This window comes from Candidatus Neomarinimicrobiota bacterium (genome assembly GCA_030743815.1).
In the GTDB taxonomy this organism is placed as follows: domain Bacteria; phylum Fidelibacterota; class Marinisomatia; order Marinisomatales; family S15-B10; genus UBA2146.
In genome coordinates, this window is the sequence record JASLRT010000003.1 from 1 (window position 1) to 9,591 (window position 9,591).

Annotated in this window: 9 protein-coding genes; 1 reads left to right on the forward strand and 8 read right to left on the reverse strand. The window is 53.2% G+C overall.

The features are described 5' to 3' along the window. The 7 genes from QF669_00090 to QF669_00120 form a co-directional block, all read right to left on the reverse strand. Positions 1-977: branched-chain amino acid ABC transporter permease (locus QF669_00090; GenBank protein MDP6455843.1), on the reverse strand; the 977-nt coding region annotated here is incomplete at its 3' end. Between the two features lie 155 nt (positions 978-1,132). Continuing rightward, positions 1,133-2,059 carry a branched-chain amino acid ABC transporter permease gene (locus tag QF669_00095; GenBank protein ID MDP6455844.1) on the reverse strand — a complete coding sequence of 309 codons (927 nt, stop codon included), beginning with the start codon at positions 2,057-2,059 and terminating at the stop codon, positions 1,133-1,135. 58 nt (positions 2,060-2,117) lie between these two features. Further along, positions 2,118-3,026: an SDR family NAD(P)-dependent oxidoreductase gene (locus QF669_00100; protein MDP6455845.1), complete on the reverse strand. Its 909-nt coding sequence runs from the start codon at positions 3,024-3,026 to the stop codon at positions 2,118-2,120. Between the two features lie 17 nt (positions 3,027-3,043). Beyond that, positions 3,044-3,397, reverse strand: coding sequence for a MaoC/PaaZ C-terminal domain-containing protein (locus tag QF669_00105; protein MDP6455846.1), 354 nt, complete (start codon positions 3,395-3,397; stop codon positions 3,044-3,046). Beyond that, a complete protein-coding gene (locus QF669_00110; GenBank protein MDP6455847.1) occupies positions 3,390-3,851 on the reverse strand; it encodes a MaoC family dehydratase N-terminal domain-containing protein in 462 nt (153 codons plus the stop codon). The genes QF669_00105 and QF669_00110 overlap by 8 nt, the downstream gene beginning before the upstream one ends. A gap of 189 nt (positions 3,852-4,040) precedes the next feature. Then, positions 4,041-4,514, reverse strand: coding sequence for a hypothetical protein (locus tag QF669_00115; protein ID MDP6455848.1), 474 nt, complete (start codon positions 4,512-4,514; stop codon positions 4,041-4,043). Beyond that, a complete protein-coding gene (locus tag QF669_00120) occupies positions 4,515-6,467 on the reverse strand; it encodes an acetoacetate--CoA ligase (GenBank protein ID MDP6455849.1) in 1,953 nt (650 codons plus the stop codon). Between the two features lie 136 nt (positions 6,468-6,603). Here QF669_00120 and ppdK point away from each other — a divergent pair, with 136 nt between their 5' ends. Beyond that, positions 6,604-9,306 carry a pyruvate, phosphate dikinase gene (ppdK, locus tag QF669_00125; protein MDP6455850.1) on the forward strand — a complete coding sequence of 901 codons (2,703 nt, stop codon included), beginning with the start codon at positions 6,604-6,606 and terminating at the stop codon, positions 9,304-9,306. A 2-nt stretch (positions 9,307-9,308) separates the two neighbouring features. Here ppdK and QF669_00130 read toward each other — a convergent pair. Beyond that, positions 9,309-9,591: SDR family oxidoreductase (locus QF669_00130; protein MDP6455851.1), on the reverse strand; the 283-nt coding region annotated here is incomplete at its 5' end.

Consider the following 9,591-nt stretch of genomic DNA (forward strand, 5'->3'; position numbering starts at 1 on the left):
TTAAGCCACATCCCATAAAGCCCCGTCGGCTGGAATATAATAAAGAGAAACATAATAAGCCCAAAGATTAGCGCTTGAATATCTCCCGCCTCAATGGGGACTACTGTCAACAGCCAATCCTTAAATATGGGGATAAACAGGTACTCCAGAAGGACGATTGTCAATGTCCCAAGCACCACACCGTAGATGGATCCTATACCCCCTACCAAGGCATAGATGATGAATTTGATGGACAGCAACAGATCGAAATGGTCCGTAGTGATCAGCTTCGAGGTGTGGGCAAAGAGTACGCCGGCAAATCCGGCAAAAACGGCAGAAATGAAGAATGAGACAAGTTTGTAGCGGGAAAGGCTTACTCCAGCTGCCTGAGCCGCCTGCTCTGAGTCCCGGATAGCCATGAACGCCCGTCCCAGTTTCGATTTCACTATCCGCCGGGCAAACACAACGGAGATTATTACAAAAAGATAGATGAGAAAGTAGTTATGCCAATCGTTCCTGAAGACGAAACCGAACAGCTGCGGCGCAGATACTTCAAGACCGGACGCTCCTTCCGTCCACTTGCGCAGTGCAATGATCAGCCTCCGCACAATAAACCCGAATCCCATGGTGGTCAGAGCCAAATACATACCGCTTATGCGCAAGGCCGGAAAACCGATGACGATCCCGAACAGCCCGGTAATCAATGGCGTAATGAGCATGGAAAGGCCGAAAGGTACGCCTACCTGATCAACCAAGATAGCCGAGGTATAGGCACCAATGGCGAGAAACGCAGCATGCCCAAGGGAGATCAGCCCGGTGAATCCGCTGAGAAGATCCAGCCCGACAGTGAGGATGATATAGATGCCGGCAATGTTGAGAATAAAAAGGTAGTACCGATAGCTGAAAGTCATTCCTCTCACAACAAACGGCAGGACAAAGATGAAGAGGACCAGAAAAGGGATCCACTTCAGGTTTTCGTCTTCGTATCTACCCTTCACGATCGTTAGACGTTAGGCGCAATTGCGGCAGACTGTTCAGTTCTGATCTTTTCACATCATTCCCAAATAGCTTGATCACCGCGTTTCCGAGTCACGTAGCCTCCTAATCACTCAGTTACCTAATCTCCTCATTACAGAATCCCCTGGTCACCTGATCACACCTTTCTTATTTCCTCTTGCCCAAGAATCCCCGCCGGCCTGATCATAAGTACAACGATCAAGACGATCCAGACGGTGACGTCGTTTATCTCTTTGATCCAGGCAAAGTTGTAAGAAAGGGTTCCGAGACTGAGCGTTTCGATGACACCCAGTATAACACCGCCGATGATAGCCCCAGGGATGGAGCCAAATCCTCCCAGAACAGCTGCGGGAAAGGCTTTCAAACCGAGATAGCCCATGTTTGTATCAAGGAGTGTCCGGGGCGCCAAGAGGATGCCGCCAACAGTGGCCACCAGTGCAGAGAAGATCCAAACATTACGATAAACCTTCTTGATTGGAATCCCCATGAGTTGAGCCGCCATGGGATCTTCCGCTGTGGCCTGCATAGCTACCCCCCACTTCGTCCTCTTGAAAAAGAGATAGAAGAGGCTCACAAGCATAACAGCACTCACAATAATGAAGATGTCCAGAACGGAAATAGTCACTCCGCCCAGGGCGATAACACGATTACCAAAGGGTGATTCGGGAATGTGAGTGATGGGTCCGACGATCATGGCCGTCCCGGCCCGCAGGATGATAGAAGCGCTGATAGTAGCCATAATAATAGAAAAGACCGATTCATTTTTCAGGGGGCGATTGATCACCAGATCAAGGAAAGCGCCAAACAGAACGGAGAACAGCATTGCCCCGGCGAATGCCAGCAAGAAGCGGAGACCTATTCCAAGTCCAGTTGACGCGGCAAGCTGCGACACCAGATAGAAGTTCACATAGGCGCCCACCATCATCAGCTCGCCTTGAGCAAAGTTGACGACTTCTGTCGCCTTGAAGATGAGGGTGAATCCGAGGGCAATGAGGGCGTAAATGCACCCCAGCGCAACTCCGCTGACGATTTCCTGAGTGAGTCCCGTGAATGATTCAATCATGCTCTCAAAAACGGATTAGACTAGAACCGACTCCTGTACGGCCCAGTACCATGAAAGATTAATTCGCTGTGTCGCCTTCAGACGCTTTCTTCAGAACGGTCAGCAAATACGGTGTCTCTCCCTGAACCTTCATGTTCTCCACACCTGCAATATCGTCCCAATGCTCAGCGAACTTCTCAACACTTGCCGGCTCTTCCCCGAGGAAGATGCCAGGATTATAGGCCACCTGAACCCGGCCGAAAAATCCATAACTCGCATGGATGATTGAATTCGTCTGGGAGCATGATTCCGATACCAGATAGATCGCCGCCGCGGTAATGTGTTCTGGATCGCGAGATACTTCGGGAAGATCTGTTCTGTCCAAATCTTCCGTCATTCGAGTCATGGCCCCGGGAGAGATTGCATTAACTTTAATCCCGTACTTGGCCCCCTCTATAGCTAACACATGCATGAGCCCTATTTGTCCCATCTTTGCAGCGGCATAGTTCGCCTGCCCGAAATTACCAAACAGACCACTGGTGGAGGTCGTCAGCAAAATACGGCCGTATTTGCTCTCCTTCATGACTCTGAAGGCCGGCCTGGTTACGTAGTACGCTCCGTTGAGATGAACTTCAATGACGGACCGCCATTCATTTTCTTCCATCTTGGCAAAACTTCGGTCCCTCAGGATTCCAGCATTGTGAATAAGGATATCTATCTTTCCATACTCGTTGAGAGCAGCCTGGATAATTCCTTCGCCGCCTTCCTTGGTGTGGACGCCGTCGTAGTTTGCCGTCGCTTCACCACCTTCTTCCCTTATTCTATCCACAACTTCATCTGCCATGGTTCTCCCGCCGCCGGTGCCATCCCTGGCACTACCGAGATCATTCACTACCACTCTGCATCCGCGCCGGGCCAGCTCCAAGGCATAGGTTTCACCCAATCCTCCACCGGCACCGGTGACAACAGCTACTCGATCTTCAAACATGATTCTACTCATCTAGATCAGCGCCATTCGGCAATTCCGTCACTGATTATTGTATCACCATTAAGTTTGTCTACGGTGAATGATTCACTGTCACCGTCATATTCCGCATGGATCGCCAGTTCATCTCCCGGATAGACGGGAGAGGCAAATCTTACGTTGATAGACTTCAGCTTTGCCGGATCATCGTCACCGATAAGCTGATTGGCGGTGATACCCATGGTACACATTCCCTGAAGAATGTTGCCTCCCAGTCCCTGCCGCTCGCCGAACTCTCTGTCGATATGAATCAGGTTGAAATCACCGCTGGCTCCGGCATAGTAGAGAGGAAGATACTTGTCAATCTTAACGGTGAACGATCGCGTCTTACTCACTGAACTGTTTCCCCCGCTCGATGAGCGTACACGTCCCCTCACACACCATTTGTTCATCCTGATTGAGTGAGGTCGTCTTGATGATCAAAAACTCGTTGGTAACACCTGCGCGGTTTGTTTTCTGAAAGATATTCTCAATCTTGACCCCCGTGGTGACGAGATCCCCAGCTCTCACAACTTCCCCAAATACGAACTTCTGTTCGCCATGGACAATACGGGGTACTTCCATACCAAGGTCCCGGTCTTCAAAGATAACCTTCATGACCGCCGCACTGTAAACTGCGGCAAAAGTGGGCGGGGCTACAACTGTGCCATGTTTTGATTTTCCCGCGAATTCAGGATCGAAGTAGAAAGGGTTTGCAGAAAGAGTGGCCTTGGCATACTCCTTAATCTTTTCCCGGGACACCTCATATTCAACGGTGGAGTACTCCTTTCCGATCAATTCTCTGTTCATACGAGACTCCTCACTGGTCGATTCAAAACAGAAGTTGGACGGAATTTACTGCATGAAACGTTCAATTTAGGGACTTTTCTCTGTCATACGACTCAATCCCAAGTCTGTCCAAAATGATGCCTTGTTATATCGGGATATATCTCGCCTCAGTATTGATGTCAAGTGCCTCCCCATTAATGAAGAGTAAGTCTAATCTGTCCGCCGGCTCCTTCTTCGATAGACATACAGAACGATCAGTCCGGCCAAATTGGGAAGCCATATCTCGGGCTGGCCCCAGTTTATTCCGTCTACAGCAAAATCTGACAGCGGCCAGAACAGCTTGACAGGGAAATAGGCCTGTGTGTGAAACGGAAAGTCGAGCAAAATGTGGAAGGGCCACCCCAGCATGGCAAAGGCGAGATCCTTGCGCCTCGTTGCCACAATGCCGATGACCAGAAAAGCGCTGATAAAGCTGTGTGAAATATCATAATTGACAAAGAGCCATGCCGGAATGATGTTCAGCGGCGGCGCTCCGGACTGCACCGTCCCAGATAAAAGACGAAGCAACATGAACAACCCAAAGGAAGAAAGATCAGGCATGGCGCCGAAGAAGAGTGCCAGCCACCGATGTCCACGATAGCCAAACAGTCCACGGCCCCACAGTGCATGACTGAAGATATCCAACTAAGTCTGAAGCTCCGGGATATCCTCATAAAGCTTCAGCGCCTCGGGGTTCGCCAGAGCATCCCGATTCAGCGCCTCATCGCCGTGGATTATCTTCTTCACGGCGATCTCCACCTTCTTGCCGTTGATAGTGTACGGAATGTCGGCAATGGGCAGCACCTTCGCCGGTACGTGGCGCGGGGAGCATTGGGTGCGGATGTTCTGTTTAATCTGTTGAATCAACTCGCCTGAAAGCACCGCGCCATCGTTCATCTTCACGAAGAGGATCACCCGTTCGTCGCCCTGCCACTGCTGACCGATGGCAAGGCTGTCCTCCACTTCCGACATAGCTTCCACCACACGATAGATTTCCGCTGTGCCGATGCGGACACCGGCAGGATTGAGCGTGGCGTCGCTGCGGCCGAAGATATGGACGCCGCCGTGCTCGTTAACGGTAATGTAGTCGCCGTGGCTCCAGACGTTAGGGAAGTCGCTGAAGTAGGCCGCGTGGTACTTTTCGCCGTCTGGATCGTTCCAGAAATAGACAGGCATGGAGGGGAACGGCGCGGTGCAGACGAGCTCGCCCTTCTGCTCAAGTTGAGAATCCCCCTCTTCATCGTAGGAAGTTACTTTCATTCCCAATCCTCGGCACTGGAGTTCACCGCGATAGACAGGTAGCGCAGGATTCCCACCGGCAAAACAGGAGATAATATCAGTTCCTCCGGAGATGGACGCCAGAAGGACATCCGATTTGACATCACGATAGACGTAGTCAAAACTCTCTTCCACCAGGGGTGATCCCGTAGAGAGGATCGCCCGCAGCTTGCCCAGGTCAAACTCTTCCGCCGGCCTCACCCCGGCGGCTTCAGAGGCGGCGATAAACTTGGCGCTGGTGCCGAATACAGTAATCCCTAATTCTTCTGCCATACGCCACATGGTTCCCTCATCAGGATAGAAGGGTGAGCCGTCATAAAGAACAACCGTTGCGCCGATGGCTAGATTGCTAACCAGCCAGTTCCACATCATCCAGCCGCACGTCGTGAAGTAGAAGACGGTATCATCCTGAGTGATGTCGCAGTGAAGACGCAGTTCCTTCATGTGCTGAATGAGCGTGCCGCCGGCGCCGTGAACCATCGACTTGGGCAGGCCAGTCGTTCCGGAGGAGTACATGATGTAGAGGGGATGATCAAAAGGCAACTGCTGAAACTCCAGCGCCGGCACATCCCCGGTCGGCAGGAAATCCTCATAGTGGATGCCGCTGGCGATGTCGGCAATGTTTGCCCTCTCCCTTGTGTACGGAACTACCACAACTTTCTCCACGCTGGGAAGTTCGCCTAAGATGCCCCGCAGCTTTTCCAGCGAATCGATTGTCTTACCGTTGTAAAAGTACCCATCCGCCGCAAACAGCACCTTCGGCTCGATCTGGCTGAAGCGTTCGAGGACGCCCTTGATGCCGAAATCGGGAGACGACGAACTCCAGATAGCGCCCACAGATGCCACTGCCAACATGGCAATGACCGCCTCCGGCATGTTGGGCATGAATCCGGCCACACGGTCTCCCTCGCTGACGCCCAGTTCGCGTAGGACGTGAGCAAGCTTTTCCACTTCTGTATAGAGTTCGGTATAGGTGAGCAACCTGTCGGGCTGCCCCTCGCCGCGGAAGATGAGTGCCGTCCGGTCATCCCGATCGCGCAGCAGGTTTTGTGTAAAATTCAGTCTGGCGCCGGCAAACCACTTGGCCCCCGGCATCTTTGTTGTATCATCTACCACCTCGTCGTACTGCTGGGACGAGATGATGCTGCTGAAGTCCCACATGGCGGCCCAGAAATCAGCAATCGCCGTAACCGACCAGTCATAAAGCTCGAAGGCGTCCCGCAGGTTTAGACCGAAGCGTTCGTTGACAAACAGCCGGAATTGATTCATCTGAGAGCGTTGAACCGCTTCTTCGGATGGACGCCACAGAACTTCAGTCATTTGCCGTTCTCCCCCTTCCATTGATTGCACTGATGGTAGGAAGTTCCAGCTACAAAATCAACCGAAATACGGTTTGTTCTCCCTCACTCACTTCTCTAAATTCATCGGCAATTATGTGCAGAAAAGGAGTTATCACGTGAAATATGTTTACTTTTTTGGCGACGGTACAGCCGACGGGAGTGCAGACATGAAAGAACTCTTAGGCGGCAAAGGAGCCAACCTCGCTGAGATGACAAACCTCGGTATCCCCGTCCCTCCCGGCTTCACCATCACTACGGACGTATGTACCCACTTTTACGAGCACGATAAACAATACCCTTCTGAACTAGAGAAGCAGGTGACAGATGCACTCCAGCAGACAGAAACTGTCATGGGGCGGAAATTTGGCGACCCCGCCGATCCTTTGCTGATCTCCGTCCGCTCCGGCGCGGCTGTCTCCATGCCGGGCATGATGGAAACGGTGCTGAACGTCGGTCTCACCTCCAAGACCATCCCCGGATTGATAGAGAAGTCAGGCAGCGCCAGATTCGTGTGGGACGCCTACCGCCGGCTCATCATGATGTACTCTGACGTAGTCATGGAAAAGGCCGCCGGCGTAGAGCCGGAAGACGGCATCGGTATCCGCGAACGGCTGGAAGAACTGATTGAAGAGCGCAAGACTGCAAAGGAGGTTCAGCTTGATACGGAACTGTCGGCTGAGGACTGGGAAGAACTATCTGATCTATTCAAGAAGACCGTCAAAGATGTCTTAGGCGCTCAGTTTCCTGATGATCCCTACGATCAATTGTGGGGCGGTGTCGGCGCAGTATTCCAATCATGGAACGGCAGACGCGCCGTCTCTTACCGCAGGATCGAGGGACTGCCCGATGAGATGGGGACGGCTGTGAATGTCCAGGCGATGGTCTTCGGCAACATGGGTGATTCCTGCGCCACCGGCGTCGGTTTCACCCGCAATCCCGCCACGGGCGATAACCATTTCTATGGCGAATGGCTCTCGAACGCTCAAGGGGAGGACGTGGTGGCAGGCATCCGCACACCGAATCCTCTCAACGAATGGGGACGCGGCGACCAGAATGCCCACCTCCCAACCCTCAAAGAAGCCATGCCAGAGATTTATACCCAGTTAGATGAAATCCGCTCCAATCTGGAGACACACTACCGCGATATGCAGGATATCGAATTCACCATCGAGAACGACCGGCTGTGGATGTTGCAGACGCGGGTCGGCAAGCGCAACGGAGCCGCCGCCATAAAGATGGCTGTGGACATGCACCAAGAGGAGCTGATCACTGCTCAGGAAGCCGTCATGAGAGTCCTGCCTTCTCAGCTTGATGAATTGCTTCATCCTATGGTTGATCCTCATGCGGAATCATCAGCAGACGATCTCGCCCACGGATTACCGGCGGGGCCCGGCGGGGCCACGGGACAGATTGTCTTTACGGCCGATGACGCCGAAGCGTGGGCTAAGGACGGTAAGCAGGTCATTCTTGTCCGCAACGAAACATCGCCGGAAGACGTCCACGGCATGCACGCGGCCGAAGCGATCCTCACCGCCAAAGGAGGCATAACCAGCCACGCCGCCCTGGTTGCTCGGGGATGGGGAAAGTGCTGCATCGTTGGCTGCGGCAGTCTCCATATAGATCGCCATCAGAAGACCATCCATGTCAACGGACAGGTTCTGAAGGAGGGCGACTGGATAACGCTCAACGGGACGAAAGGAATTGTCTATGCGGACGAGCTTTCCCTGACGCCGGCCGACCCACTTCGTAATGAATCATTCAAGAAACTTATGACCATCGCTGACGGAGTGAGGACGCTGGGCGTGCGCACCAACGCCGATCGACCGGAAGATGCAGAGCAGGCCCATACATTCGGCGCCGAGGGGATCGGTCTGTGCCGCACTGAACACATGTTCTTCGATCCTGAACGAATCACCGCCATGAGAGAAATGATCGTTGCGGAGACGGAAGAGGCACGGCGAAAGGCGGTCATGAAACTTCTCCCCTTCCAGCGGCACGACTTCTATGAAATCCTCAAGGCGATGCATGACCTCCCGGTTACTATTCGACTTCTCGATCCCCCTCTGCACGAATTCGTTACCCTCACCAGTGAGCAGACTGTGGGACTGGCGCAAAAACTTGAGCTGAACCTGGATAAACTGCAGTCAAGAATCGAATCTCTCCACGAGCTTAATCCCATGCTAGGACACCGCGGATGCCGCCTCGGTATCGCCTATCCTGAAATTACTGAAATGCAGGCACGGGCCATCTTTGAGGCGGCGGCTCAACTTTCCAAAGAGGACGTTAAGGTGCTACCGGAAGTGATGATTCCGCTTGTGGGCACTGCCGCCGAGTTTGAGCACCAAGAAGCTATCGTGCGCAAGGTGGCTGACGAAGTCAAGAGTGAGACAGGCGTGAACTTCCCCTACCTTGTGGGAACCATGATTGAGATTCCGCGGGCGTGCCTTACAGCCGACGAAATTGCACCGAAGGCCGAGTTTTTCTCCTTCGGCACCAACGACCTGACTCAGACTACCTACGGCTTCTCCCGCGATGATATCGGCGGATTTCTGCCGAGTTATCTCGAAGAAGAAATCCTACCGCACGATCCGTTCCAGTCGCTGGATCAGTCAGGTGTGGGGCAGCTCGTCCAGATGGGTGTGGAGAAGGGTCGCGCGGTCAAGGATGACCTCAAAATTGGCATCTGCGGTGAGCACGGCGGAGATCCAGCATCCATCGACTTCTGCTACCGTTCCGGCTTGGATTATGTAAGCTGTTCCCCTTTTCGTGTCCCCATCGCCCGGCTGGCAGCGGCTCAGGCCGTGATTGTAAACGAATAGCCCTACGTCACCGTTCCCCCATCCACACCCAAGACTTGCCCAGTGATGTAGGCGGCGTTATCACTGGCCAGAAAGCAATACGTGGCCGCAACGTCCTCAGGTGATCCCATTCGCCGCAGCGGCACGCGTGTCATCATCATCTCTAACACCTTGTCGGGAATCCCTTCCGTCATGGCCGTCTCTATAAAGCCCGGCGTCACTGCATTCACGCGGATGCCGTCCTTGCCTAATTCTCTGGCCCACACTTTTGTCATACCGATAACGCCGGCTTTCGACGCCACGTAG

Coding starts and splice junctions, on each gene's coding strand:
- QF669_00095 (MDP6455844.1), bottom strand. CDS start 2,059: ATGATTGAATCATTCACGGGACTCACTCAGGAAATCGTCAGCGGAGTT.
- QF669_00100 (MDP6455845.1), bottom strand. CDS start 3,026: ATGTTTGAAGATCGAGTAGCTGTTGTCACCGGTGCCGGTGGAGGATTG.
- QF669_00110 (MDP6455847.1), bottom strand. CDS start 3,851: ATGAACAGAGAATTGATCGGAAAGGAGTACTCCACCGTTGAATATGAG.
- QF669_00120 (MDP6455849.1), bottom strand. CDS start 6,467: ATGACTGAAGTTCTGTGGCGTCCATCCGAAGAAGCGGTTCAACGCTCT.